General features: G+C 69.2%; 18 protein-coding genes. 11 read left to right on the top strand and 7 right to left on the bottom strand.

Annotated features, from left to right (window positions below):
• Positions 1-55: 55 nt before the first annotated feature.
• The gene (locus tag ACFWWR_RS20960; protein WP_384304708.1) at positions 56-1,108 is read left to right on the top strand and encodes an aminotransferase class V-fold PLP-dependent enzyme; all 1,053 of its coding nucleotides are present in this window, start codon (positions 56-58) and stop codon (positions 1,106-1,108) included.
• 197 nt (positions 1,109-1,305) lie between these two features.
• Here the strand turns inward: ACFWWR_RS20960 and thpD are convergent, their stop codons facing one another.
• The 6 genes from thpD to ACFWWR_RS20930 all read right to left on the bottom strand — a co-directional run bounded on the left by thpD (position 1,306) and on the right by ACFWWR_RS20930 (position 6,566).
• Positions 1,306-2,202, bottom strand: coding sequence for an ectoine hydroxylase (thpD, locus tag ACFWWR_RS20955; protein ID WP_383865246.1), 897 nt, complete (start codon positions 2,200-2,202; stop codon positions 1,306-1,308).
• A 7-nt stretch (positions 2,203-2,209) separates the two neighbouring features.
• Positions 2,210-2,614, bottom strand: coding sequence for an ectoine synthase (locus ACFWWR_RS20950; RefSeq protein ID WP_053755492.1), 405 nt, complete (start codon positions 2,612-2,614; stop codon positions 2,210-2,212).
• Between the two features lie 51 nt (positions 2,615-2,665).
• Positions 2,666-3,937 (bottom strand): diaminobutyrate--2-oxoglutarate transaminase, encoded by a 1,272-nt coding sequence (gene ectB / locus ACFWWR_RS20945; RefSeq protein WP_383865248.1) that lies wholly within the window; start codon positions 3,935-3,937, stop codon positions 2,666-2,668.
• Between the two features lie 27 nt (positions 3,938-3,964).
• Positions 3,965-4,483 carry a diaminobutyrate acetyltransferase gene (ectA, locus tag ACFWWR_RS20940; protein ID WP_383865250.1) on the bottom strand — a complete coding sequence of 173 codons (519 nt, stop codon included), beginning with the start codon at positions 4,481-4,483 and terminating at the stop codon, positions 3,965-3,967.
• A gap of 291 nt (positions 4,484-4,774) precedes the next feature.
• Positions 4,775-5,290: a DinB family protein gene (locus ACFWWR_RS20935; RefSeq protein ID WP_383865252.1), complete on the bottom strand. Its 516-nt coding sequence runs from the start codon at positions 5,288-5,290 to the stop codon at positions 4,775-4,777.
• Between the two features lie 175 nt (positions 5,291-5,465).
• A complete protein-coding gene (locus tag ACFWWR_RS20930) occupies positions 5,466-6,566 on the bottom strand; it encodes a pyridoxal-phosphate-dependent aminotransferase family protein (protein ID WP_384304705.1) in 1,101 nt (366 codons plus the stop codon).
• Between the two features lie 225 nt (positions 6,567-6,791).
• Between ACFWWR_RS20930 and ACFWWR_RS20925 the strand changes: the two genes are divergently transcribed.
• The 6 genes from ACFWWR_RS20925 to ACFWWR_RS20900 are packed head-to-tail and all read left to right on the top strand — an operon-like array spanning position 6,792 to position 11,953.
• The gene (locus ACFWWR_RS20925) at positions 6,792-7,643 is read left to right on the top strand and encodes a transporter substrate-binding domain-containing protein (RefSeq protein WP_384304702.1); all 852 of its coding nucleotides are present in this window, start codon (positions 6,792-6,794) and stop codon (positions 7,641-7,643) included.
• Positions 7,640-8,476, top strand: coding sequence for an amino acid ABC transporter permease (locus ACFWWR_RS20920; RefSeq protein ID WP_383865258.1), 837 nt, complete (start codon positions 7,640-7,642; stop codon positions 8,474-8,476). Before ACFWWR_RS20925 ends, ACFWWR_RS20920 begins: the two co-directional genes overlap by 4 nt.
• Complete coding sequence (locus ACFWWR_RS20915) at positions 8,473-9,282, top strand: amino acid ABC transporter ATP-binding protein (protein WP_383865260.1); 810 nt, start codon at positions 8,473-8,475, stop codon at positions 9,280-9,282. The genes ACFWWR_RS20920 and ACFWWR_RS20915 overlap by 4 nt, the downstream gene beginning before the upstream one ends.
• A gap of 55 nt (positions 9,283-9,337) precedes the next feature.
• Entirely contained in the window at positions 9,338-10,129 is a 792-nt protein-coding gene (locus tag ACFWWR_RS20910) for a PIG-L deacetylase family protein (RefSeq protein WP_384304699.1), read from the top strand.
• Positions 10,130-10,154: 25 nt separating this feature from the next.
• Complete coding sequence (locus tag ACFWWR_RS20905) at positions 10,155-11,246, top strand: amidohydrolase family protein (protein ID WP_384304696.1); 1,092 nt, start codon at positions 10,155-10,157, stop codon at positions 11,244-11,246.
• Positions 11,243-11,953 carry a hypothetical protein gene (locus ACFWWR_RS20900; protein WP_384304693.1) on the top strand — a complete coding sequence of 237 codons (711 nt, stop codon included), beginning with the start codon at positions 11,243-11,245 and terminating at the stop codon, positions 11,951-11,953. Before ACFWWR_RS20905 ends, ACFWWR_RS20900 begins: the two co-directional genes overlap by 4 nt.
• A gap of 72 nt (positions 11,954-12,025) precedes the next feature.
• On the opposite strand, the gene ACFWWR_RS20895 is transcribed toward ACFWWR_RS20900, so the two are convergent.
• Positions 12,026-19,003, bottom strand: a complete 6,978-nt coding sequence (locus ACFWWR_RS20895) for a polymorphic toxin-type HINT domain-containing protein (RefSeq protein ID WP_384304690.1) — start codon at positions 19,001-19,003, stop codon at positions 12,026-12,028.
• Between the two features lie 372 nt (positions 19,004-19,375).
• Here ACFWWR_RS20895 and ACFWWR_RS20890 point away from each other — a divergent pair, with 372 nt between their 5' ends.
• From ACFWWR_RS20890 to ACFWWR_RS20875, 4 genes are read left to right on the top strand one after another with little or no spacing between them, the layout of a single operon-like run.
• Entirely contained in the window at positions 19,376-20,257 is an 882-nt protein-coding gene (locus ACFWWR_RS20890; RefSeq protein ID WP_384304688.1) for an ABC transporter permease, read from the top strand.
• Positions 20,254-21,153, top strand: a complete 900-nt coding sequence (locus tag ACFWWR_RS20885; RefSeq protein ID WP_383865272.1) for a carbohydrate ABC transporter permease — start codon at positions 20,254-20,256, stop codon at positions 21,151-21,153. The genes ACFWWR_RS20890 and ACFWWR_RS20885 overlap by 4 nt, the downstream gene beginning before the upstream one ends.
• A gap of 58 nt (positions 21,154-21,211) precedes the next feature.
• The gene (locus ACFWWR_RS20880) at positions 21,212-22,861 is read left to right on the top strand and encodes a sugar ABC transporter substrate-binding protein (protein WP_384304685.1); all 1,650 of its coding nucleotides are present in this window, start codon (positions 21,212-21,214) and stop codon (positions 22,859-22,861) included.
• 43 nt (positions 22,862-22,904) lie between these two features.
• Positions 22,905-23,957, top strand: a complete 1,053-nt coding sequence (locus ACFWWR_RS20875; RefSeq protein ID WP_383865312.1) for a LacI family DNA-binding transcriptional regulator — start codon at positions 22,905-22,907, stop codon at positions 23,955-23,957.
• Positions 23,958-24,030 lie beyond the last annotated feature (73 nt).

Here is a 24,030-nt window from a genome sequence, read left to right as displayed (position 1 = left end):
AATCACGTAAAAATTCGCAATGGACCGGAGGTCGGCAGGGGCTCACAGTGGTCCCATGGAGACCTTCGAGAGCCTCGTCCGTGCCGAGTTCGCCCCGAAGAACACCTTTCTCAACACCGCGAGCAGTGGGCTGCTGCCGGCCCGTACCGTCGCGGCCCTGCACGAGGCCGTGCAGCTCAGGGCCGAGGGCCGGCCGCTGGACCCGCTGTTCGCCGACGTGGAGGCCGCCCGGGCCGCCTTCGCCCGGCTGGCCGGCGTCCCGGTCGGCCGGGTCGCGGCCGGATCCTCGGTCGCCGCGTACACCGGACTGGTGGCCGCCTCGCTGCCCGCGGGCGCCGAAGTGCTCACCGCCGAGGACGACTTCACCTCCGTCGTGAACCCCTTCCACACCCGCGGGGACCTCAAGGTCCGGGCCGTGCCGCTGGAGCGGCTCGCCCAGTCCGTCCGCCACGGCACCGCGCTCGTCGCGGTCAGCTCCGCGCAGTCGGCCGACGGACGGATCGCCGACCTGCCCGCCCTCCGGGAGGCGGCCCGGGCGCACGGCGCCCGGACGTACCTCGACGTCTCCCAGTCCGCCGGCTGGCTGCGGACCGAGGCCGACGGGTACGACTACACGGTCTCGGTCGGGTACAAGTGGCTGCTCGGGCCGCACGGAGTGAGTTTCCTCGTCGTGCCCGAGGACTTCGGCGCGCTGACGCCGATCCTGGCGGGCTGGGTCGCGGGGGAGAACCCCTGGGACAGCTGCTACGGCCCCGTCACCGAACTCGCCCACTCCGCCCGCCGCTTCGACCTGCCGCCCGCCCTGTTCTCGTACGCCGGAATGCGCCGCTCCCTCGAACTCGTCGAGGAACTCGGCGTGGACGCGGTGCGCACCCACGACCTCGCCCTGGCCGACCGGTTCCGCTCGGGACTCGCCGGCCTCGGCCACGAACCCCTCCCCGCACCCGGCTCGGCGATCGTCTCCGTGCCCGGACTCGGCCACCGCCAGCCCGACTTGGCCGACGCGGGCATCCAGGTCTCCAACCGCGCGGGCAACCTGCGCGCCTCCTTCCACCTCTACAACACGACGGCGGATGTGGACCGGCTGCTGGACGTCCTGTCCGGCTGAACCCGGCCGCCGACCGGGCCGCACAGGCGGCCGTGCCGTCGACGGGGAGGCGGCTTGTGGTCGCCCGGAGGACGAGCCCGTATACGCGCCGAAGCGAGGTGCCGCGGGGCGCGGGCGGGGTCGAGGGGGCCGTTCGGAACGTGCTGGAGCGGGCGGCGTCACTGGCATGGCTGTGACACCGCCCGCTCCCCGAGGACCTACTTCACCGGAGTGAAGTCCCTGGCCCCGATGAACTCCGGCCGCCGCACCGGCGCCGCGAACGGCTCGACCGCCTCGTTCTCCACGCTGTTGAACACGATGAAGACGTTGCTGCGCGGGAAGGGCGTGATGTTGTCGCCCGAGCCGTGCATGCAGTTGCAGTCGAACCAGGTCGCCGAACCGGCCTTGCCGGTGAACAACTTGATGCCGTAATCGCTCGCCATGGCGGTCAGCGCCTCGTCGGACGGCGTGCCCGCGTCCTGCATCTGCAGGGACTTCTTGTAGTTGTCCTTCGGCGTGGCCCCCGCACACCCGAGGAACGTACGGTGCGACCCCGGCATGATCATGAGACCGCCGTTGGTGTCGTAGTTCTCGGTGAGTGCGATCGAGACCGACACCGTCCGCATGTTCGGCAGACCGTCCTCGGCGTGCCAGGTCTCGAAGTCGGAGTGCCAGTAGAAGCCGCTGGCGCCGAAGCCGGGCTTGACGTTGATCCGCGACTGGTGGACGTACACGTCCGAGCCGAGGATCTGCCGGGCCCGGCCGACGACCCGCTCGTCACGCACGAGGTTGGCGAAGATCTCGCTGATCTTGTGCACCTCGAAGACGGACCGGATCTCCTGGGTCCGCGGCTCGACGATGGACCGCTCGTCGGCCCGGATCGCGGGATCCGTGACGAGTCGCTCCAACTCGCTGTGGTAGAGAGGCACTTCGTCCGGTCCGATGAGCTGGTCGATGGCGAGGAAGCCGTCGCGCTCGAAGGACTGCAGCTCGGCGTGGGTCACCGGCCCGGGCGTACCGGGCGGGGACCACACGACCGGGTCCTTGCGCTCGGTGGCCACCTCGGTGGCGCCACGACTGGGGTAGAGATCGGGGATCCTGGTGGCGGTGGTCATGGTGATGTCACACCTCCTCGGGTTCGGTGAGCAACGGGTAGACACCGTTCTCGTCGTGGTCCTCCCGGCCGGTCACGGGCGGGTTGAAGACACAGATGCAGCGGAAGTCCTCCTTGATCCGCATCGTGTGCCGCTCGTGGCCGTCGAGCAGGTACATGGTCCCGGGCGTGATCGAGTACTTCTGCCCGGTCTCGTCGTCGGTGAGCTCGGCCTCGCCCTCGACGCACACGACGGCCTCGATGTGGTTGGCGTACCACATCGACGTCTCCGTACCCGCGTACAGGATCGTCTCGTGCAGCGAGAAGCCGACCTTCTCCTTGGCGAGGACGATGCGTTTGCTCTCCCAGGTGCCGGACTCGGCCTTCACGTGCCGGTCGGTGCCTTCGATGTCCTTGAACGAACGGACGATCACGGTGCTGCGATGCCTCCTAGGTGGATGTACTGGTGGTTGTCCTGATCGGGGTCAGGCGGTTTCGCGGACGGCGCGGGCGAGGATGCTCAGCCCCGCGTCCAGTTCCTCGGGCGTGATGGTGAGCGCCGGCAGCAGCTTCACGACCTCGCTCTCCGGGCCCGACGTCTCGATGAGCAGCCCGAGTTCGAAGGCGCGGTGCGCGATCTTGCCGGCGCGCTCCTTGTCGTGGAACTCCATGCCCCACACGAGCCCGCGTCCCCGGTACTCCTTCACGTCGGCGAGGTTCTCCTCGGTGATGGAGATGAACGCCTGCTCGACCTGCTCACCACGGGCGCGGGTCTGCTTCTCCATCACGGACCCGTCCGCCCAGTACGCCTCCAGCGTGGCGGTGGCCGTGACGAAGGCGGGGTTGTTGCCGCGGAAGGTGCCGTTGTGCTCGCCCGGCTCCCAGATGTCCAGCTCGGGCTTGAACAGGCACAGCGACATGGGCATGCCGTAGCCGCTGATGGACTTGGACACGGTGACGATGTCCGGGGTGATGCCGGCCTCCTCGAAGGAGAAGAAGGCGCCCGTACGTCCACAGCCCATCTGGATGTCGTCGACGATGAGCAGCATGTCCTGCCGCTGGCACAGCTCGGAGAGCGCGCGCAGCCACTCCGGGCGGGCCACGTTGATGCCGCCCTCGCCCTGCACGGTCTCCACGATCACCGCGGCGGGCTTGTTGAGCCCGGAGCCCTGGTCCTCGAGCAGTCGCTCGAACCAGAGGAAGTCCGGGACCTGCCCGTCGAAGTAGTTGTCGAACGGCATCGGCGTCCCGTGGACGAGCGGGATGCCCGCGCCGGCCCGCTTGAAGGCGTTGCCGGTCACGGCGAGCGAGCCGAGCGACATGCCGTGGAAGGCGTTGGTGAACGACACGATCGCCTCGCGCCCCTTCACCTTCCGCGCCAGCTTCAGCGCGGCCTCCACGGCGTTGGTGCCCGTCGGCCCGGGGAACATGACCTTGTACGGCAGGTCGCGCGGCCGCAGCACCAGGTTCTGGAAGGACTCCAGGAAGGCCCGCTTGGCGGTGGTCGACATGTCGAGACCGTGCGTGACGCCGTCCCGCTCCAGGTAGTCGATCAGCGCCCGTTTGAGGACGGGGTTGTTGTGGCCGTAGTTGAGCGAGCCCGCTCCGGCGAAGAAGTCGAGGTACTCATGGCCGTCCTCGTCGTACATACGGCTGCCCTGCGCACGGTCGAAGACGGCGGGCCAGCCGCGGCAGTAGCTGCGCACCTCGGACTCGACGGTCTCGAAGACGCTGAGGTCGGGCTGGGTGATGGTCACGACGAATCGCTCCTCGTTGCGTGGGGGTCAGGCGGCGGGAGTGAGGGACAGGGGCCCGATGCGGTACAGGACTTCGGGGTCGTGCGGACCGTCGGGGAACACACCGGCGTCGAACAGCACCTCGCGCTCCAGGCGGGCGCCGTGACGCTCGGCGAACGACGTGAACAGCCGCTCGGAGGCGGTGTTGCCCGGCGTGATGGTGGTCTCGACGGCGGTCACACCGCGCTCGGCGGCGGTGCGCGCGACCAGCCCGTCCAGCAGGGCGGCGGCGAGTCCGCGCCCGCGGTACGACTCGTCCACCGCCACCTGCCAGACGAGCAGGGTGCCGGGGCGGTCCGGCCGTACGTAGCCGGTGACGAAGCCGACCGGCGCGCCGTGCTCGTCGCGAGCGACGGCCGACGTGGCGGCGAAGTCGCGACACCACAGCAGATAGCTGTAGGACGAGTTCAGGTCGAGGACCTTCGAGTCCCTTGCCATCCGCCACAGCGCGGCTCCGTCCGCCACCGCCGGGCGGTCGATTTGCAGGTCTGCTTGTGCGGCAGTCATGCCGAGTGAATTTACCGAGGGAAATTGAAAAATGCATCGCCGGGTGGGGTTACGTCCAGGCGCTGCTTGTGTTATCCGCGCGGGTGCATGCGGAAGAATGAGACCATTTGACCGGATAATGGGGGGCAAAGCGGGCGGCATGTGTAACGCGTCACAGCCATGTAATCCCCACGAGATCTGCCCGAATTCCATCGACCGACGTTCGCAGAATCTTTGCGTTTAAGTCGAGAAAAAGCGGGCAGAAGAATACGGGAAGCTGCACGCAAAAGAATACCCGGAATTAGCTCGGAATTAGGCTCCGGTAACCCCGTCGATTCGTTCCCGCAAAATGTCGGCATGCCCGTTGTGGCGCGCGTACTCCTCGATCATGTGGAGGTACACCCACCGCAGACTGACCTCGATCCCGGCCATGAACCCGTCGGCGATCCGCCCCACGTCGTCCAGCGACCGCCCCGCACACAGTTCGTGGCCGCGTGCGATCTCCCGCCGCCACACCGCCAGCGCCTCGTCGAGCCCCTGCTCCGGGTCGAGGGCACAGCCCGTCCCGTCCGCGTACAGCGGCGGTACGTCCGTCCCCGCGGCCACCCGCTGGAACCAGTTCCGCTCCACCTCCGCGAGGTGCCGCACCAGCCCGAGCAGCGTGAGCGACGACGGCTCCGCCGAGGCGGTCCGCACCTGCGCGTCGTCCAGCTCCGCACACTTCAGCTCCAGCGTGGCCCGGTGGAAGGCGAGCCAGCTCTCGAGCATGGGGCGCTCGTCGCCGGTCATGAAGGGGATGGGACGGCCGTCGGGAAGGGTCATCGTCATATGGCGAGCATTACATGGGGGGTTGGCGTATCTCAGCCCGTCTGGGGGTCCCCCTCTGGGGGAGTTCGAGGACGAGGCCCTTCGGGGCCGAAAGCGGGGTCTGGGGGCGCAGTCCCAGGGACGGGACGGGTAGGGGCGGCGGGGGCGAAAGAACCGAGACCTCAGTCGGCGACGACTACCGCCACGTAGCTTCCGCCGCCCGGAGCGCCCCCTCCACGTCCACGGTCAACCCCTTCGCGGCCAGTGCGGCACCGAGCGCCGAAAGGCTCGCCCGCACCGCTCCCCGCGTCGCGTCCACCCCGTAGTGATTCACCCGGATCATCTCCTTGGCCAGCGCACCGCCGCCCGCCACCAGCGGCACCGCCGGGTCCGACTCCACGGCCCGAGCCACCAACTCCGACGCCACCACCCCCGACGGCGCCCTCAGCGTCGTGGCGACCGGCGCGGCCTCGGCGTCCTCGTACACGTACGGCTCCAGGCCCCCGCCCAGCGCCCGTGCGCCGGCCCGGGTCGCCACGGCGGCACGCCGGTGCCGGTCCATCACGGTGTCCAGGCCGACCGCCTCGATCCGTTCGAGGCACGCCTCGAGCGCGAGCATCTCCAGCTGTGCCGGCGCGTGCAGCAGTGCCTTGCGGCCGCCGTCGATCCACCTCTCCTTCCAGTCCAGCAAGGAGAGGTACGACCGTCGCGGCGCCCCCGGATTCGCGGCCATCCGCGCCCACGCCCGCTCGCTCACCGACACGGCCGAGACCCCGGCCGGCCCGCCCATCGCCTTCTGCGCCCCGATCACGCACAGGTCGACGCCCCACGCGTCCGGCAGCACCGGCTCCGCGCCGATGGAGGCGACGGCGTCCAGGTAGAACAGGGCACCGTGCCGCCGTACGACCTCGCCGATCTCCGCGACCGGGTTGGTGTTGCCGGTCGCGGCCTCGGCGTGCACCAGGGACACGAAGTCGATCTCCGGATGCTCGGCGAAGGCGTCCCGGATCTGCTCGGCGGTGACGGCCGTGTGGAAGGGCACCGCCAGGTCGACGACCCGGGCGCCGCAGTCGCGCAGCCAGTCGCCGAAGGTCTGCCCGTACGGGCCGGTGATCACGTTGAGCGCCGTGGTGCCCGGTCCGGCGGTGGAACGGATCGCACCCTCCAGCGGCAGCAGCGCCTCGCCCTGCGTGATCACCACGTCCTGCCCGGTGCTCAGCAGACGCGCCACGCGGTCCTCGATCGACGCGAAGTGCGCCGCGGTCAACGGGGCCAGATCCAGAAACGGATGCGTCACGGCAGTGCTCTCTTCACTCACGGGGCAACGACTCCCACTGGCGGGGTAACGAGTGTCACTCACGGGGTAGACGAGACGAGGGTAACCGCCGCCCGCCGCCCTTCTCCGACCGACGACTTCTCAGGCCGGACGGCCCCGCAACCATCGGTTTGGTTTGAGGAACCCAAAGGTCTCCTTATAATCTGAAGCCTCTGACGTCATAGTTCCCCCATAGGAAGGCCCGCCGTGATCACGCCCCTCGGGCGCCGGACCCGCGTCCTGGCTGCCACCACCGCGACGGCCGGGCTGGTGCTCCTGTCCGCCTGTACTTCCACCGACGACGGCGGCAGCGGCTCGAAGACCGCAGCCGGCGGGGTCGAGCTGGTCAAGGCTGGACAGCTCACCACGTGCACGCACCTGCCGTACCCGCCCTTCCAGTCGGAGATCGACGGCAAGGTGCAGGGCTTCGACGTCTCGCTCATCGACCTGGCCGCCAAGGACCTGGGCGTGAAGCAGGACGTCCTCGACACGCCCTTCGAGAACTTCAAGACCGGCGCCTTCCTCAACTCCGGCGAGTGCGACCTGGCCGCGGCCGGCATGACCATCACCGAGGAGCGCAAGAAGAACGTCGACTTCTCGGACCCCTACTTCGAAGCCACCCAGGCCGTCCTGGTCGACAAGGACAGCGGGCTCGGCTCCCTCGCCGACGTGAAGTCCAAGGGCGCCAAGCTGGGCGCCCAGGCGCAGACCACCGGCGAGGACTACGTCACGAAGCAGGGCTTCGACCCGGTCTCCTTCGAGTCCTCCGACGCGGTCCTCAACGGCCTGCGCTCCGGCCAGGTCAAGGCCGTCGTCATCGACTACCCGGTTGTCCAGGGCTGGCTGAAGGACAAGGCCAACGCCGACGCCTTCAAGGTGGTCGACAACCTCAACACCGGTGAGCAGTACGGCTTCACCGTGAAGAAGGGCAACACCAAGCTCCTCGCCGCGGTCAACAAGGCCATCGCGGACGCCAAGGCCGACGGCACGTACAAGAAGCTCTACGAGCAGTGGATCGGCCCGTACGACGAGTCCGCGGCCTCTCCGTCCGCCTCATGAGTGATGCCACGAAGCTCGACGTCACGCCCCGCAAAAAGGGTCTGACCCGGCGTCAGAAGCGCAGCCTCTCGCGAGGCATCCAGTACGCCGTCTTCGTCGCCGCCGTGATCGCCTTCGCGTTCTCGGCGGACTGGGGGCGGCTGAAGAACCAGTTCGCGCAGATCGACATCGCCGAGCAGATGTTCCCGGACGTCATCACGCTGGCGCTGAAGAACACCGTGCTCTACACCCTGTCCGGCTTCGTCGTCGGCCTGGTGCTCGGCATGGTCATCGCGCTGATGCGGCTGTCGTCGGTCGGGCCGTACCGCTGGTTCGCCGGCGTGTACATCGAGATCTTCCGCGGCCTGCCCGCCCTGCTGATCTTCATCTTCATCGGCGTCGCCGTCCCGCTCGCCTTCCCGGGCACGGAGATCGTCGGCGGCACCTACGGCAAGGTCGCCCTCGCACTGGGGCTGGTCGCCGCCGCGTACATGGCGGAGACGATCCGCGCGGGCATCCAGGCCGTGCCCAAGGGCCAGATGGAAGCGGCCCGGTCCCTGGGCTTCTCGCCCGCACGCGCGATGGTCTCGATCATCATTCCGCAGGCCTTCCGGATCATCCTGCCGCCGCTCACCAACGAGTTGGTCCTGCTCTTCAAGGACTCCTCGCTGGTGCTGTTCCTCGGCGTCACCCTGGAGGAGCGCGAACTGTCCAAGTACGGCCGCGACCTGGCCAGCACGACCGCCAACTCCACGCCGATCCTCGTCGCCGGCCTGTGCTACCTGCTGGTCACGATCCCGCTCGGATTCGTCGTGCGCCGTATGGAGACGAAGGCCCAGGAGGCCGTGAAATGAGCGAGAAGACTCCTGGGGCGCACCCGGAGATCGAAGTCCGCGCCCTGCACAAGTCGTTCGGCGACAACGAGGTGCTGCGCGGCATCGACCTGGAGATCAAGCAGGGCGAGGTCGTGTGCGTGATCGGGCCGTCGGGCTCGGGCAAGTCGACCCTGCTCAGGTGCGTCAACCTCCTCGAGGAACCCACCAAGGGCCGGATCTTCGTCGGCGGCACGGAGCTGACGGACCCCGACGTCGACATCGACGCCGCACGCCGCCGTATCGGCATGGTCTTCCAGCAGTTCAACCTCTTCCCGCACCTGTCCGTGACGGAGAACCTCACGCTGCCGCAGCGCAGGGTGCTCCGGCGAGGCAAGGCGGAGGCCGCCCGGATCGCCGCACAGAACCTGGAGCGGGTGGGACTGTCCGAGAAGGCGACCGCGTACCCCTCCTCCCTCTCCGGCGGCCAGCAGCAGCGCGTCGCGATCGCCCGCGCGCTGGCGATGGGCCCCGAGGTGATGCTGTTCGACGAACCGACGTCGGCGCTCGACCCGGAACTGGTGGGGGACGTACTGGCGGTGATGCGCAGGCTGGCGAACGAGGGCATGACGATGATGGTCGTCACCCACGAGATGACCTTCGCCCGCGAGGTCGCCGACCGGGTCGTCTTCATGGACGGCGGAGTGATCGTCGAGGACGGCACCCCGGAGCAGGTCATCACCGATCCCCGCCACGAACGCACCCGCCACTTCCTCTCCCGCCTCCTCGACCCCGCGATGGCCGAGGTGGAGGAGGAGACGTCGGACCAGGTGGGCCAAAGCGACTGAAGGGGACATACGTTCCTCTGTCGGTCAGAGGCTGCGGAGCGCCATCATTCGGGGCATGACGACTTTCGACGACGCGGCCGGCTCCGGAGCCGGCACCGCGCTGCCTCCACTGCCGGAGGACTGGGAACGCTGCCTCGCCGTGGCCGCGCACCCGGACGACATCGAGTACGGGACGGCGTCCGCCGTGGCCCGGTGGACGGCTCGGGGCAAGCAGGTCACGTACCTGCTGGCCACACGGGGCGAGGCGGGCATCGACGGGCTGCACCCGGACGAGGCGGGCCCGCTGCGCGAGGCCGAGGAGCGGGCCGGAGCCCGTGAGGTGGGCGTGGACACGGTCGAGTTCCTCGACCACCGCGACGGGGGCATCGAGTACGGGCCGGCCCTGCGCCGCGACATCGTGCGGGCGATCCGCCGGCACCGGCCCGAGGTCGTGGTGTCGGGCGCGTACACGGTGCGGATGGTCGCCGGTGTGGTCAACCAGGCCGACCACCGCGTGGTGGGCCTCGCCGCGCTCGACGCGGCGCGCGACGCGGGCAACCGGTGGATCTTCCCCGAACTCGCCGACGAGGGGCTCGAACCCTGGGGCGGAGTCCGCTTCGTGTGCTTCGCCGGCGCCGAGCGGCCCACCCACGGGGTGGACGTGACGGGCGAACCACTGGAGCGGGGCATCGCGTCCCTCGCCGCCCACGCCGAGTACACCAAGGGCCTCGGGGCCCAGGGCTTCGAGCCCCGCCCCTTCCTGACCTGGTCGGCCCGACAGGCCGGGCACGCGCTCGACGTCGAGGCCGCGGTCCTCTTCGACGTGCACCGGCTCGCCTTCGACGGGCCACCGCCCTGGGAGCAGTGAGGCCGGGCTGGTTATGGTGCCGTCCATGAGCGATCGCACGGTGCTGCACGTGAAGGGCCGGGTCCTGGTCGGGCCCGACGACGTCCGGGACGAGTTGTGGGTGGTCGACGGCCGGATCTCCTACGACCGTCCCGTCGCCGCCCGTGACGTCCGCAGGGTGTCGGGCTGGGCGCTGCCCGGCCTCGTCGACGCTCACTGCCACGTCGGCCTCGGCCCGCACGGGCCGGTCGAAAGGGACGTCGCGGAGAAGCAGGCCCTGACCGACCGCGAGGCCGGCACCCTGCTGATCCGCGACGCGGGTTCCCCCTCCGACACCCGCTGGATCGACGACCGCGAGGACCTCCCGAAGATCATCCGCGCGGGCCGGCACATCGCGCGCACGCGCCGCTACATCCGGGGCTACGCCCACGAGATCGAGCCGGACGACCTGGTGGCGTACGTCGCCCAGGAGGCCCGGCGGGGCGACGGCTGGGTGAAGCTGGTCGGCGACTGGATCGACCGGGAGGCGGGCGACCTGGCACCCAGCTGGCCGCGGGAGGCCGCCGAGGCGGCGATCGCGGAGGCCCACCGGCTGGGCGCGCGGGTGACGGCGCACTGCTTCGCCGAGAACTCGCTCCGTGACCTGGTCGAGTCGGGCATCGACTGCATCGAGCACGCGACGGGCCTGACGGAGGACCTGATCCCCCTGTTCGCCTCCCGCGGGGTGGCGATCGTCCCGACCCTGGTCAACATCGCCACGTTCCCCTCGCTGGCCGAGGGCGGCGAGTCCAAGTTCCCCCGCTGGTCCGCCCACATGCGGCGGCTCCACGCACGCCGCTACGACACGGTCCGCAACGCCTACGACGCCGGCATCCCGGTCTTCGTCGGCACGGACGCCGGCGGCACCCTGCCGCACGGGCTCGTGGCGGATGAGGTCGCGGAGCTGGTGACGGCCGGGATCCCGCCGGTGGAGGCCCTCGCGGCGACGACCTGGAACGCCCGGAAATGGCTGGGCCGGCCCGGGCTGGAGGAGGGCGCGGCAGCGGACCTGGTGGTGTACGAACGGGACCCCCGCGCGGACGTCCGCGTGCTGGGGGCCCCGCTGCGGGTGGTGCTGAACGGGAAGGTCGCAGCGTGATGGAAGAGCTGAAAAACCTCCGGCACGACAGTGTGAGACGTTTCCTGGAACGCTGGTACGGCGTGGGCAGGGTTGGCGATACTGTCGCTTTCCCGGAGATGTCCGGGATTCCCCGAGAACTGGTTGAATGGCACGAGGCGGCGGCATCCACAGGAGTTGACGTCACGTTTCAGGACTATCCGATCGCGCCGGCGGAGCTGACGAGATCCGGTGACGGGATGATCGTCTTCTGGGTCGAGAATCAGAACGGCTATTACTGGGCATTCGACCCCGACCTGGCGGAACATCAGGTCTTCGTCAAGGAGTCCGCGTCCGATGTGTGGCGAGATACCGGTGTAACCCTTGATCGGTTCCTCCTGCACTGCACCGTCCACGAGGCCATTGTGGGAGCAGAATCCAAGTTCTCCGCAGTGGTGCCGGAGTCGGCCCTTCAGGGCGCACTGGCCGCATTCTCTGCTCTGCCATTCAGCCCTCCCGCGAACGACAGCCCCTCGGCCCGGCTGCTTTGCAGCGCCAACGCCCTGGCCAGAGTGGCTCCACCTCCGGTCGGGTACGCGCCTGAAGGCCAGCGGAGTTGGATGCTTACCATTGCTACGGTCTCCGGTGCGGACGTTCAAGAATATCGTAAGGATCTTGAATCCTATAACCCTACCGAGGTGGGTCGTCCGCAGCCGATCGAAGTGCCGATCGACGATCTCCCTTTCTGATGTCGAGCATGTTCGGCGGTCTGCCGGTGAGGCTTTCTCGAGCCACACCGGCAGACCGACCGCCGTGTTACCTCACCTGGAGTTCCCGGTGAATCTCGTCGTCCGCCCTCCGGGGGCCACCACCCACATCTGCGAGCCCTTTGGCAGGGCATCTTCGATGCTGGGGCCGCCGCCGTAGGCGCGCCCGTCACAGTAAGCGCAGACGCCGCGCGGGTGATTGATGTACAGGACGCCCTGCCTGAGGTTGTTCAACCGCATGTATGCAGCAGCCTGCATCTCGACGTGATGGAAATTCTGGTTGGTCATTCCCGGTACGCGGGCGATGTCGTCGATGAATCCGCCAGAATTAGGCCCACTGGCGAAGGGGACCTCGTCGACCTGAATATCCAGGATGCCTGACGTCACATGGTCCATGGACCCGACTTCGGTCGCACATGCCGGTCCGCCGGCATTGTGGACGAGGACCGGCGTCGCCCCCGTCAGCACGTAGTACGTGTGCAGACCCTCGACGGTCAGGTTGTGGACGGTCGCCTTCGCCGCCCGGGTTTTGACCGCCGTGACCTGAATCCAGCTGCCGCTGCCCGTGCTCAGCCACTGCCCGCGCCGCAGGTCGCCGGCGTCCACCCAGCGGCCCAGGTCCGGCAGCCAGAACGGGTGGCCGTCCGTGGCCGTGATCGTGGACGTCTTGTCGCCCGCCCGGCCGTCCGTGTCGACGGTCAGAGTGACCAGGTGCTTGGTGCCGTCGCCCTTGATGGTGCGGGTGACCCTGCGGGTCTGGGTGTCGTCTGTCTCCACGTCCGACGCCGCGACCTTGTCGCCGAGCTCGATGTCCTCGATCGCCTTCGTGGAACCGTCGGCCATCAGGACCTTGGTGCCGGGTACGAAGCTGTTGCAGGCACCGCTGGCCGGGGGCGCGTCCGGGGGCTTCGGCGCGGCCGGAGCGGGTGCCGGAGCCGGCGCCGGGTCCGCCGCCGGCGGGTTGCCGGTGTTGGTGGGGGGTGTGTCAGCGCCGCTGGCCGACGGAGGATTGCCCGTGGACGGCGTAGCCGCGCTCGGCGGAGTCGCGTTGTCCACGTTGCGGCCCACGTCGCTTGCCGTGTCCAGTGCCTCCAGCGCCTCGTCCCCGTACTTCGCCGCCTTGGCCGCCGTCGCCCCGTACCCTGCGAAGGGAATCGCGGAGGCGCAGGACAGGGCCGCGTCCACGTACTCGCCCTCGGCCGCGTACCAGCCGCAGTTGGCCAGGTCGGCGGCCTCGCCGACGACCGGGATCAGGCCGACCACGTCGAGGGCCACGTGACCGATGTCGGACCAGGACATCCCGAACAGGTGGCCGTCGATCTCGATGAAGGAGACCGGGTTGCCGCCGGCGAAGGCGTAACGGTTGCCGGTGTAGGGGTCGGTGGTCAGGCCCATGTCCGCCAGCGCGCCGCCGTACATGTCACGGGTCAGGAAGCGGTTCAGGCCCGGGTCGTAGGTCCGGAAGCCCATGTCGTAGGTGCCGGACGTGGTGTCGTAGCGCTTACCGTTGAAGCGGTAGGAGTTGTACGGGTCCGCCGACTCGCCGCCGCCCGCGCCCGGCTTGTCCGCGCCCGTGAACTGGGCCGGGTCGTTCTTGCCGTAGGCCGTGTAGCCGTACGTCGTCTTGGTGTTGCCGTCCTTGTCGGTCAGCCCCTCGACGTCGCCGTGCGGGTGGTACAGGTACTGCGTCGTCTCCGGGTCCTTGTCCTCCTCGTCCTTGATCTGGGTGAGCTTCTGGCCCCAGGAGGCGTACTGGAAGGACGTGACTCCTTCGTCCGTCACCTCCTCCTTCAAGGAGTGTGACGTGATGCCCAGGTAGGTGAAGAGGGTCGTCCTGGCGTCGTCGCCGCTGCCCGCCGTCTCCTTCACCGTGCGGTCGAAGGCGTCGTAGGTCATGCGGGTCGTCTTCGCCGACTCGCCGCTGCCCGCCGTGATCGACTCGGGGCGGTCGAAGCCGTCGTAGCGGTACTTCTGGATCGTCTCGCCGCCGAAGGAGACGGTGTCGAGGCGGCCCAGCGGGTCGTAGTTGTACGTCGAGGACGCGCCGTCCGCCGTGGAGGTGAGCAGCCGGTTGCGGTCGTAGCGGTGGGTGGTGGTCGTGTCGGCCACGTTCTGCCAGACCACGTTGCCGGCCGCGTCGTGCCGGTACTCCTCCGTCGTCTCGTCGTCGCCGGTCTTGGCGACCTTGGCGATGCGGTCCTGCGGGTCGTAGGTGTAGGCGTAGGTGTTGTCGATGGTGGAGCCGTGGTCGTCGGCGTCCATGAGCTTCAGGACGTCCTCGACCTTGTGACCGTTGGCGTTGTACTTCAGGGCGTGTTCGGCGACGAGGGTGTCGTCGGACTTCTTCTCGGAGGTCTTCTTGGTCGAGCCGTCGAGGAAGTAGTCGACGGTGAGGACGTTGCCGTTGGGCTTGGTCTGCTTCGCCAACTCGCCCCGGTCCGTGTACTCCAGCTCCGTGACCTGCCGGTCGCCCGCCGTCGGCGAGGCCGCGTTGGTGATGCGCTCGACCCGGTCCAGGACGTCGTAGTCCAGCTTGCTCCAGGTCAGGTCGTGGGTGGTGGTGAGCGTGTTGCCGTTGGCGTCGTACGTCAGCTTCGTGGTGTTGCGCACGGTGTCGCCGTCGTGCTCGACGACCGTGCCGAGCTGGTTGAGCTCGTCGTACGCCAGGGTGTAGCGGTCGGTCTCGACGCCGGGGCTGCGGTCGGTGATCTCGATCTGGTTGCCGTTGGCGTCGTAGCGGTAGGAGAAGTCCTTCTCCTCGTTGTCGGTGTCCTTGGAGTGGTCGCGGACCAGCCGGACCGCGTCCGCGACGACCGTGCCGGTCGCCTTGTCGGTGAGGGTGACGGCCTGGCCGGTGTCCTCGCCGAAGGCGTACTTGCCGAGCGAACGCCATTCACCCGGGAGTTCGGTCTGGTCGAGGGTCTTGGTCTCGGTGCCGTCCTTGTACTTGATCTCGTAGGTGGCGTCCTTCGCCGCCCCGTCGACCTTCGGGTACTGGACGTAGACCGTGTAGTCGCCGGCCTGCGGGATCGTCAGCTGCCAGACGAAGCGGTCCTCGCCCGAACCGGCCGGGTGCGTCTGCGCGTTGTAGCCGTACGCGCCCTCGGCGGTTGCCTCGGCCCACGTGCCCTGGGTGGCCGTGTTGTTGATGTCGGAGTTGTCGACGAGCGCCACCTGGAGACCGACCGGCACTCCGTCGTCCGAGCGGGACTTCAACGCACCGCTCGGGTAGAAGGCGGAGTCGAGGGTGCGGGTGACCGAACCGCCCCCGCTGCTCAGGGTGTTCTGGATCTGCTGGCCGAGGTCGTTGTACTGGTAGGTGTTCTTGATGTCGAAGGCGTCGGTGGACGTCTTGATCCAGCCGGTGTCGAAGTAGGTGTACTCCGTCTCGTTGCGGACGCTCTGGCCCTCCGACGGCGGGGCGCTGACCTTCTTCACCCGGCTCAGCGCGTCGTACTCGTACGTCGTGCGGTCCGGCGTGTTGTAGCGGGCGTCGTCCGGGTCGTAGGGGCTCAGGGTCTCCTTGACGCGGTTCAGCTCGTCGTAGACGGTCTCGGCGGCGAAGTCCTTCGGGTCGTCGCCGGTCTCGATGCCGCGCGGGGTGATGACCCGGGTCTGGTTGCCGGCCTCGTCGTACTCGAAGCGGGTGGTGCGTACGACAGCGTCGTCGCCGTCCCCGTCGTGCGGGACGCGGGCCTCGACCAGGGCGGCGCGGGCGTCCAGCACCATCTCGGTGCGGTTGCCGTCGGCGTCCGTGGCGGCGGTGGTCAGACCGTCCCAGTCGTAGGTGCTGGTCGTCGCGTTGCCGGCCGCGTCGGTGGTCTCCAGCAGCCGGTGGTCGAGGTCGTAGCGGAACGTGGTGGTGTAGTCGTCGGGGTCCTCGGTCTCGTTCTTGCGGGCGTCGACGACCTTCACCAGGTCACCGACGTCGTTGTAGACGGCGCTCGCGCGCTTGCCCGCCGCGTTGACGGCCTCGATCGGCTGGTAGATCTCGTCGTACTTCGTCGTCGAGGTGAAGTCCCCGGGCGTCTCGGTGAGGTTGCCCTTCGGCTCGGTCGAGGTGAGCTGGTTGCCGACCTTGTCGTAGGTGAAGGTCGACACCCGCTCCGGCGAGCCCTCCTCGTCGCCCGGCTGGACGGATTTCAGCAGCTGGTCGGCCGCGTCGAACACGCTGGTGCTCGCCACCCCGTTCGGGGCGGTGAAGACGAGGGTGTTGTCGTTCGCGTCGTACTCCGGCGCGGGCGTGACGATGAACTCGCCGGCCTTGTGGTCCTTCGGCCTGCGGTTCTCCAGCGGACGCGCGAACAGGTCGTAGGTCTGCGTGGTCGTCGCCCCGCCTGCCTCCTCGACCTCGGTGACGTTGCCGCGCCCGTCGTACGTCGTCACCGTGCGGTTGCCGAGCGCGTCGACGATCACCCGCGGGTAGCCGGACGGGTCGTAGTCCTTGAACGTCGTGGTGTGCTCGTTGGCGTCGGTCGCGGAGGTGAGCCGGCCCCGGCCGTCGTAGGCGTGGGTGGAGGTGTAGTCGCCGGCCGGCTCGCTCGCCACGCCCTTCGGGTCGGTGACCGAGGTCATGTTGCCCCGCGCGTCGTAGCCGAACTGCCAGGCGCGGCCCTCCGGGGAGACGCGGCGCACCAGGTCGGCGATGTAGCCGTTCTCGCCGGTGGCGTAGGCGAGGGTGGCGGCGGGCCGGTCGTTCTTGACGCTCTCGGCGTCCCTCGCCTCCAGCGGGTAGCCGGTCTTCGGGTCGTACTTCCAGGTGCGGGCGGCCTTGTTGTTCTCCTCCAGGCGCGTGACGTTGTTGTCCGCGTCCCAGCCCAGCTTCGTGGTGCGCTTCTTGGCGTCGGTGAGTTTCACCGGGCGCCCGTAGCCGTCCAGCAGCTGGGTGGCCGGGTTGCCCTCGGCGTCGGTGACGACGGTCCGGATCGCCTTGCCGTCGTGGTCGTCGGCGTCCTCGTAGCGGTACCGGGTCAGGCCGCCGAGCCGGTCCGTGACCGCCTTGGTGTAGCCCAGGTAGTGCAGCTGGTCCTTGTCGTCGTGCGGGCCGACGTAGTCCAGCTCTGTGGCGTTGCCGCGCGGGTCGGTGACCTTCACCAGCTTCACGCCCGGGTGGTCGAACTCCTTGCCGTAGCCGAACCTGAAGACCTTGCGCAGGTCCTTGTCCGTGGAGTTCGCGCCGTCCGTGAGGAGCGCGAGCAGGCCCTTCTCGGTGAACGTGAAGTCGATCCGCCGACCGGAGATGTCGGTGACCGAGCGGACCTTGCCGATGAGGAACGGGTTCAGGAGGTGCTTGCCCTCACGGACCTTCCCGTCCTCGTCGACGTACGTGTACGCCTCGCCCTTCTCCCAGTAGTCGACGCTGAGCGTGCGCCGGCCCTCGGCGTCGGTGACGTACTTCAGCAGCTTGGACGGGTGCCCGAGCAGCCGCTCCTCGTACGTGAACTCCATCCGGTTGCCGTTCTTGTCCACCTGGGCGCTCGGATAGCCCTGGCAGTCGAAGAGGAACCGGGTGCGGTCCGGGCGCAGAAACTCCCAGGCCTCCCGCTGGTGGGGCTTGAGCAGACAGTCCTTCTCCAGCTGCCTGACCCGGAAGTGGACTCCGGCCGGGGAGTCCCACTCGCCCTTCTTGTTCTTGCTGAAGACATGGCTGGTGCCGTCGCCGTCGGTCAGCGTGATCTGCTTGGGCAGCAGCGCGGACGGGTGGAAGTCCAGCGGGGTGCCGAGCCGCACGGGCGAGGACGCCTGCAGCGACCAGCCCGGACCGGCCGGAGTGTTCGACGCGTCCTGCGAGTTGTAGGCCAGGCGCAGGAAGGTCGAGAACCCGAGCGACGGGTTCGAGAAGGCGTTGTACGACCACACCGCGTTGCCGGCGTAAAGGTTGCTCATCAGCGCGGAGCCCGCGCCGGTGTTCTTGCCGGCGTACGAGTGGAAGTCCTCCAGACCGAGCTGGTCGGAGGTCGGGTACTCGGCGGTGACCTCGTGTTTCGACGGCGGCACGCCGTCCGTCTCGGACAGCCAGTCGCCGGTGGCCTTCTCCCGCAGGTCCCACTCGAGGCCGAAGGTCAGCCGCTTGTCGAGCGGGTCGACGAGGACCGGCGCCTTCACCTGCGCGTCGAAGGTGACGGTCTCGCCGGGCGCCACGTCCTTCGGCAGCCCGGTGGCGTCCTTGTTGAGCAGGTTGGTGACGTCCTTGCCGTCCAGCGTCCAGCGGTACGACAGGACGCGCTCGCCCTTCTTCCACACCGTGTCCGTGGTGTTGGTGAGCGTCGCCTCGACGGTGGCGGTCTCGCCGGGGATCATCCGCGCGGGCGTGAACGGCAGGAAGTAGGTCTCGGCCTCGGGGGCGGCGAGCAGCTTGCCGCCCTGGGCGACCTGGCCGACGACGGGCAGCTCGACGGCACGGGCGGGGCCGGTCAGGAGCTTGCCCTGCTTGGTCCGGACGACGATCCGGTAGTGGTGGGTGCGGCCGTCGCCCTCCAGGGCGGGCGGCGCGGTGCGGTCGGTGAAGGTCAGGGTGTCGCGGTCCACCGGGGCGAGCAGGGTCTCGGCGGTCGGAGTGAAGTCCTTCGACGTCGAGCGGTGGACCTCGTACTCCAGCAGACCCTTGCCGTCGTACGCCGTCCAGGCCAGGTCGGCGCCGGTCGCGTGCACACTGCGGGGCGCGGCGACACGGACGCCGTCGGCCTCGCCCGCGACCCGTGGGTGGGTCAGGGAGGCGGCGCCGCGGCTGCGGTCGAGGGTGATACGGGGCGGCTTGGAGTCGCCGTCGTCCCGGTCGTCCTTCTCGCCGTCGCTGCCGAAGACGCTGTCCCAGAAGCCGCGGTCGTCCTCTTCGTCGGCCAGTTCACTGGCGGGGCGCCAGCCGTCACGGGGGTCGGTGGTGTCGGGTTCGGAGGCTGCCGCGGGTCTCGCCTCGCCCGTGCGGGCCGGGGACGAGGGAGCGGTGCCGATGAGCAACGCCGTGGCCAGGGTGCCGACGAGGGCGGCACGCAGACGGAGACGGCGGAGGCGGGTGTGGCCTAAGCGTGCCATGAAGGCTCCTTGTCCCCCGTGGGCACAGGGGTCGCACAGGAATCGCGGGCCCACCTGTGTACCAAGACCCTTCAAAGGCGTGTCAATGACATGTCAAATGAATGGGCGAGTTCCGGACTGTGAACGATTGCTCGAAAACACCAAAGGACCCTGGAGGTCGCCCGGTTGGACGAGGCCGACGCAGGCGGGCCGTCAACAGCCCTTCTGTGTCGGATGTGTTGACTGCCGAATGAAAACGTTTTAACTTCCCCTCACTCCGACATCGAGACTCGAGGGGGACCCGTGGTCGCTGTCCTACGGGAACGCGCAGGTACGGAGGAGGTTGACACAACTCGCCGTCGAACCAGTGGTGAACATCCGCGACGAAAACGTTTGCAGAGCCGCGGTCTCATCCTGCTCCTGCTGCCCGGCCTCGCCTACTTCCTGCTGTTCCACTACGGCGCCCTGGCCGGCAACGTCATCGCCTTCAAGGAGTACGTCCCCTTCGACGGCCTCTGGGGCAGTCCCTGGGTCGGCCTCGGCAACTTCCAGCGGATGTTCGAGGACGGCGCCTTCTGGGACGCGGTGCTCAACACCGTCTGGATCGCCGTCCTGCAGCTGGCCTTCTACTTTCCGGTGCCGCTCGGCCTCGCCCTGCTCCTGCACAGCCTCACCTGGAGCTCGGTGCGCCGGTTCGTGCAGTCGGTGGCCTACCTGCCGCACTTCATCTCGTGGGTGATCGTCGTCGCCCTCTTCCAGCAGCTGCTCGGCGACACCGGACTCCTCAACACCTCGCTGGACGGCATGGGGTTGAGCACCGTCGACATCATCGGCAACCCCGACGCCTTCAAGCCGCTCACCGTCGCCCAGGTCGTCTGGAAGGACGCCGGCTGGGGCACGATCATCTTCCTCGCCGCGCTGGCCACGGTTGACGAGCAGCAGTACGAGGCCGCCGCGATCGACGGCGCCGGGCCCTGGCGGCGCTTCTGGCACGTCACGCTGCCCGCGATCCGCCCGGTGATCGTGCTGCTGCTCATCATGCGGCTCGGCGACATCCTCTCCGTCGGCTTCGAGCAGATGCTGCTGCAGCGCGACGCGGTCGGCCCGGAGGCCGCCGAGATCATCGACACCTTCGTCTACTACCAGGGCATCGTCGGCGGCGACTACGGATTCGCCGCCGCCGCGGGCCTGTTCAAGGGCGTGATCGGCGCCCTCCTCGTCTACGCCGCCAACAAGGTCGCCCACCGCCTCGGCGAACAGGGGGTCTACAAGTGAGTGCCCGCACCCGGACCGCTGTCCGGCCCGGCTGGCTGGAGAAGCCCAAGCCGCTCACGCAGGCCGCGAAGGCCCTCGCGCTCGTCGCCGTCGTCCTGCTGGTCTGCGTGCCGTTCCTCGTCATCGTGTCGACCTCGCTGGCCTCCACCGACGAGGTCGTCGACAACGGCGGCTGGGTGCTGTGGCCGACCGAACCCTCGCTCGACGCCTACCGCGACATCCTCGACGGCGGCATCGTCACCCACGCCCTCGGCGTCAGCGCCGGTGTCACGGTCATCGGCACCCTGCTCAGCCTCGCCTGCACGGTGACCCTCGCCTACGCCCTGTCCCGCCCCGGAGTCTTCGGCGGCAAACCGGTCCTGCTCCTCATCCTGTTCACCTTCCTCTTCCCGCCCGGCATGATCCCCAGCTTCCTACTGGTCAAGGAGCTGGGCCTGCTGGACAGTTACGCCTCACTGGTCCTGCCCGTCCTGGTCAACGTCTTCAATCTCGTCGTCCTGCGCGGCTTCTTCCAGGGCATCCCCGAGGAGCTGTACGAGGCCGCGCGGCTCGACGGGGCGGGGGACTGGCGGGTGCTGTTCTCGGTCGTCCTGCCGCTGTCCAAGGCGGCGCTCGCCGTGGTCGGCCTGTTCTACGCGGTGTCGTACTGGAACTCCTGGTTCTACGCCTCGCTCTACCTGGAGAGCGACCACTGGCCCCTGCAACAGGTGCTGCGCACCTACGTGGTGGCCGGCTCCGGGCTCACCGACGCGACGACCGGCGAGGGCACGATCACCGCCCCGCAGACCGTGCAGATGGCGGTGCTGGTGATCGCCACCGTGCCGATCCTGCTGGTCTACCCGTTCCTGCAGAAGTACTTCACGAAGGGCGTGCTCACGGGCGCCATCAAGAGCTGATCGGCCCGCTGTCGGCCGACCCGTCATCAAGAGCCGTGTGTAGAAAGGTGACTTGCCCATGCCCAGCATGTCCCGCCGTACCCTGCTGCGTTCCGTGGCCGCGGGCGGCGCAGCGATCTCCGTCCCCGCCCTGCTGACCGCCTGCTCCACCAGCTCCGGCGACAGCGACGTCTCCAACGCGGGCAAGAAACTCGCCCCCTGGCCCGCGTACAAGCCCGCCACCGGCCCCAAACCGGACCTCGCCCCCACCGGCGACGGAGTCCAGGCCGGATACACCGCCTATCCCTCCGACCTGGTCAAGTCCGTCTCCCGCACCCCGGGCGACGGCTCCACCGTCAAGGTCATGTCGGTGTCCTTCGGCACCCCGCCCAAGCCCGCCTCCGCGAACCGGTTCTGGGCAGCCGTCGAGAAGGCCCTCGGCGTGAAGATCGAGTACACGATCGTCTCCCAGGCCGACTACCAGAAGAAGATGGCCACGGTGATGGCCGGCGACGCCGACACCCTCCCGGACATCATCAACCTCTTCACCGGGTTCGTCCTGCCCCGCGAGGCCGAGTTCGTGCAGCGGCGGGCGGAGGACCTCACGCCGTACCTGTCCGGCGAGGCGATCACCGACTATCCCAACCTCGCGAACATCCCCACCCACGCCTGGCGCGACATGGGCCGCATCGGCGGCCGGGTCTTCGGCATCCCGCTGGAGCGCCCGCTGCCCGGCTCCACCCTCTGGCTCAACCAGGGCATGTTCGCCGACGCCGGCATGACGGAGGGCTGGAGCGCCGACGACTTCGCCGCCGTCGCGAAGCGGGCGACCAGCGGGCGGACGTACGCGCTCGGCGCCGCCCAGGGCTCCCTCTTCGGCAACGCCGCGCACTCCGCCGCCCACAACGCACCCCAGGAGTGGGCCGTCACCAAGGACGGCACCTTCCTGCCGGGCTGGGCCGACGAACGCTTCAAGGCCTCGATCGCCTTCCAGTCCCGGCTGCGCAAGGACGGCTCCTACCACCCGGACGCCACGTCCATCTCCCAGATCGACCTCACCACCCTCTACTACAACGGCACGGTCGGCTCCATGCAGGACGGCTTCGGTGCCTACCTGCCCAAGTACCGGGAGTCACAAGGCAAGTTGACTCCGGCCGCCGCGCTGCCGTACAGCGTGGACGGCAAGCCCGGCGGCATCGTCGCGGCCCGCCGCTCCTTCGGCTACACCGTGCTCAAGAAGGCCAAGAAGGAACGCGTCGAGCTGCTGCTGCGCATCCTCGACTACCTCGCCGCGCCCTTCGGCAGCCAGGAGTGGGAACTCGTCCACTACGGCGTCGAGGGCACCCACTTCACCCGCGGCAAGGACGGCTCACCGCAGCCCACCAAGCTCGGCGAGGTGGAGAACAACACCAACCTCCCCCTGAAGTACCTCGCCGAAGGCCCCCAGGTGCTGTTCGTGCCGGGCATGCCGGACGCCGTACGGGCGCTGCACGCCTGGCAGCTGAAGACCGTCCCGAACGCCGTCCGCAACGCTTCCTACGGCCTGCAGTCCCGCACGAAGAACGCCCAGGGCACCACGCTCAAGGCGCTCCTCGACGACACCGTCACCGGCATCGTCGCCGGACGGATCCCGTTGTCGGAGTGGGACGGGGCGGTGAAGAAGTGGCGGGCGCGGGGCGGCGACAGAATGGCCGAGGAGTTCGCGAAGGACTACGCGGCCAACACGTGACACGGCTGCCGGTGGAAGAGGAGCGCGGGGGATGGGGAACGACATGGGGTCCAAGCGGCGGGTCACGATCAGGGAGGTCGCGGAGCGGGCGGGCGTGTCGATGGCCACCGCCTCCCGCGCGCTCAGCGGCAACCACCCGGTGCCCCCCGCGACGCGGGCCCGCGTCCTGCGCGCCGCCCGCGACCTCGACTACGTGGCCAACGCGCACGCCCGCGCCCTGGTCGGCGGCGGCCGCAAGATGGCCGCGGTCGTCGTCCGCCAGGTGACCAGCCCGTTCTACGCCCAGGTCGCCGAGGGCGTGGAGGCGGAGGCCGCCGACCGCGGCTGGCTGTGCGTGGTCGGCGCGACCGGCGGGGATCCGCAGCGCGAGATGGAGTTCGTGCAGCTCATGCGGGAGGAGGGGGCCAGGCTGGTGATCCTGGTCGGCGGGGTCGTCGAGGACGACGCCTACCGCGAGCGGGTCGCCCACTACGCCCAGGCCCTGGACGCCACCGGCGCGCGGCTCGTCCTGTGCGGCAGGCCCGCCCCGGATCCCGACATCCCCGCGCTGGTGGTCGAGTTCGACAACGAGGCCGGCGCGCGGGCCGTCACCGGGCACCTGCTGTCGGCCGGCCACCGCAGGATCGTCTTCCTCGGCGGGCTGCCCGGCAACACCGCCCTCGACGCCCGCGTCACCGGCTACCGGGCCGCGCTCGCCGAGCACGGACTGCCGCCGAGCGCCGCGCACGTCGTCGACTGCGGCCTGGGCCGCGCGGCCGGGCTGCACGCGATGTCCGAACTCCTCAAGGAGTCACGGGAGTTCACGGCGGTCTTCGCCGGCGACGACATGGTCGCTGCCGGCGCCCTCCGGGCCATCGCGGACGCGGGCCTGAGCGTCCCCGACGACATCTCCGTCGTCGGCTACAACGACATCCCTCTCGCCGAGGACTTCAACCCGCCACTCACCACCGTCCGCACCCCCGCCGAGGAACTCGGCCGCGCCGCCGTGCGCATCGCCCTGCGCGACCCCGACCACGCCGCTGGCAGCCACCACCTCCTCGGCACCCACATCGTCGTACGCCGCAGCGTGGCCCCACCCCCGGCCACCACCGGCTGAGGGAGAGCCTGCGCCCCTGCCGCCGTACGCCGCCACTTGGTCCCACCCCGTCCACCACGGCTGAGGGAGAACC

The sequence above is a fragment of the Streptomyces sp. NPDC058678 genome, assembly GCF_042714835.1.
Lineage (GTDB): Bacteria > Actinomycetota > Actinomycetes > Streptomycetales > Streptomycetaceae > Streptomyces.
Note: the sequence above shows the minus strand (reverse complement) of the source record. Positions and strands in the feature narration are given on the sequence as shown.

Excerpts from the sequence above, each read along its gene's own strand:
- ACFWWR_RS20895 (WP_384304690.1), bottom strand. The coding sequence starts at position 19,003 with ATGGCACGCTTAGGCCACACCCGCCTCCGCCGTCTCCGTCTGCGTGCC.
- ACFWWR_RS20875 (WP_383865312.1), top strand. The coding sequence starts at position 22,905 with ATGGGGTCCAAGCGGCGGGTCACGATCAGGGAGGTCGCGGAGCGGGCG.
- thpD (WP_383865246.1), bottom strand. The coding sequence starts at position 2,202 with ATGACCACCGCCACCAGGATCCCCGATCTCTACCCCAGTCGTGGCGCC.
- ACFWWR_RS20905 (WP_384304696.1), top strand. The coding sequence starts at position 10,155 with ATGAGCGATCGCACGGTGCTGCACGTGAAGGGCCGGGTCCTGGTCGGG.
- ectA (WP_383865250.1), bottom strand. The coding sequence starts at position 4,483 with ATGACTGCCGCACAAGCAGACCTGCAAATCGACCGCCCGGCGGTGGCG.
- ACFWWR_RS20880 (WP_384304685.1), top strand. The coding sequence starts at position 21,212 with ATGCCCAGCATGTCCCGCCGTACCCTGCTGCGTTCCGTGGCCGCGGGC.
- ACFWWR_RS20910 (WP_384304699.1), top strand. The coding sequence starts at position 9,338 with ATGACGACTTTCGACGACGCGGCCGGCTCCGGAGCCGGCACCGCGCTG.
- ACFWWR_RS20960 (WP_384304708.1), top strand. The coding sequence starts at position 56 with ATGGAGACCTTCGAGAGCCTCGTCCGTGCCGAGTTCGCCCCGAAGAAC.
- ACFWWR_RS20935 (WP_383865252.1), bottom strand. The coding sequence starts at position 5,290 with ATGACGATGACCCTTCCCGACGGCCGTCCCATCCCCTTCATGACCGGC.
- ACFWWR_RS20915 (WP_383865260.1), top strand. The coding sequence starts at position 8,473 with ATGAGCGAGAAGACTCCTGGGGCGCACCCGGAGATCGAAGTCCGCGCC.
- ACFWWR_RS20920 (WP_383865258.1), top strand. The coding sequence starts at position 7,640 with ATGAGTGATGCCACGAAGCTCGACGTCACGCCCCGCAAAAAGGGTCTG.